Here is a 1,483-nt window from a genome sequence, read left to right as displayed (position 1 = left end):
CACCCGAACAGGCCACGGGGCAGACCGCCACCGGAGCCTCGGACATCTACTCCCTCGGCGTCATCGGCTACGAGTGCCTCACGGGCCACCGGCCGTTCTCCGGGGAATCCCAGATCGCCATCGCGCTGGCCCAGGTCAACGATGCGCCTCCGCCGCTGCCGGACACACTGCCCAGGCCCGTCCGCGCCCTGCTGATGTCCATGCTGGCCAAGGATCCGAAGAACCGCCCGGCCGACGCCATCAAGCTGTCCGAGGCGGCCGAGGCCATCCGCAACGGTGATATCGCCGCCGCACACGCAGCCGTACCGGGCATGCTGCTTTTCGAGGCAGCCACCGGGCCCATCACGGCCCCCGTCGACGTCCCCACAGCGGCCACCAGCGTCATTGGCTCCAGCGCCGCGGAGGACAAGTCGACGTCGGCGACGTCCGCGCTGCCCGTCGTGGGCGCCGCCGGTGCAGGTGCGGCCGCAGGCCTGGCAGCCGGCGCTGCCGCAGCCAGCGGCTACGGCGCCCGCAACGCTCTCAACCGCGCCGATGCCCTGGCGGCCGAGCGAAGCTGGGTGCAGGAGGAGGAGGAAGAAGACTACGACGAGCCGGAGGAGGAGCCGAAGCGCCGCGGACGCAGCCCGTGGACGTGGCCGCTGATTGCGCTGATCCTGCTGGTGGTGTTCGCCGTCGTCGCACTGCTGAATTTCCGGTCGGCGAGGGAGACGCAACAGTCCCTGGCGAAGGCCGACCAGCTGATCGCGGCGATCGAATCAGCCGGCGGGACGGCACCCTCGCGCGAGCAGATAGCTCGGGTGCTCGGTGACGACGGCGGTGCCGTTTGCGCGAACCCGAACACCGCGTTGAGCCGGGCCACCTTCTTGAGCCAGCTGGCGAACGGGGCAACCGGGCCGGGATACAGGCCGGTGATCGGGAACGCCCGGATCGCCGTCGGCGAGCTCGCGATTATCAAGGTCTATTGCCCGGACCAGCTCGCTGAGTTCCAGGAGTTCATCAACGACCTCAAGACGTACCACACGGGTGGTGCGTGAGCCGTGGACCTGCGCGCCCGCATCACCGATCTGATGGGTCCGGCACGGGAGGAGCTCGCCGAGTTTGTGGCCATCCGGTCGGTGGCGGATGCGCGGCAGTTTCCCGTCGAGGAGTGTGCCAAGGCTGCCCAGTGGGTGCTGGACAAGTTCGCCGGACTCGGATTTACGGATGTGCACCTCGAACGGACCCCGGACGGCTCCGACGCGGTGGTGGGCTCCAGGCCCGGACCCGATCCGGACGCGCCCACCGTGCTCCTCTACGCGCACTACGACGTCCAGCCACCCCTCGATGACTCGGCATGGCGGACCCCGCCCTTCGAGCTCACTGAAGTGGACGGCCGCTGGTACGGCCGGGGCGCCGCCGATTGCAAGGGAAACATCCTCGCCCACCTGCTCGCCCTCAGGGCGCTTAGCAGCGACGTACCGGTGAACTTGAAGCTGGTGGT

General features: G+C 69.3%; 2 protein-coding genes. Both read left to right on the top strand.

What is annotated here, in order from left to right; translation table 11 throughout:
• The coding region (locus LQV45_RS31835; protein ID WP_230011441.1) for a serine/threonine-protein kinase at positions 1-1,037 on the top strand (1,037 nt) is incomplete at its 5' end.
• 3 nt (positions 1,038-1,040) lie between these two features.
• Positions 1,041-1,483: M20/M25/M40 family metallo-hydrolase (locus tag LQV45_RS31830; protein WP_230011438.1), on the top strand; the 443-nt coding region annotated here is incomplete at its 3' end.

The organism is Microbacterium sp. Bi128, assembly GCF_918698205.1.
This window is presented reverse-complemented; position numbering and strand designations above follow the sequence as displayed.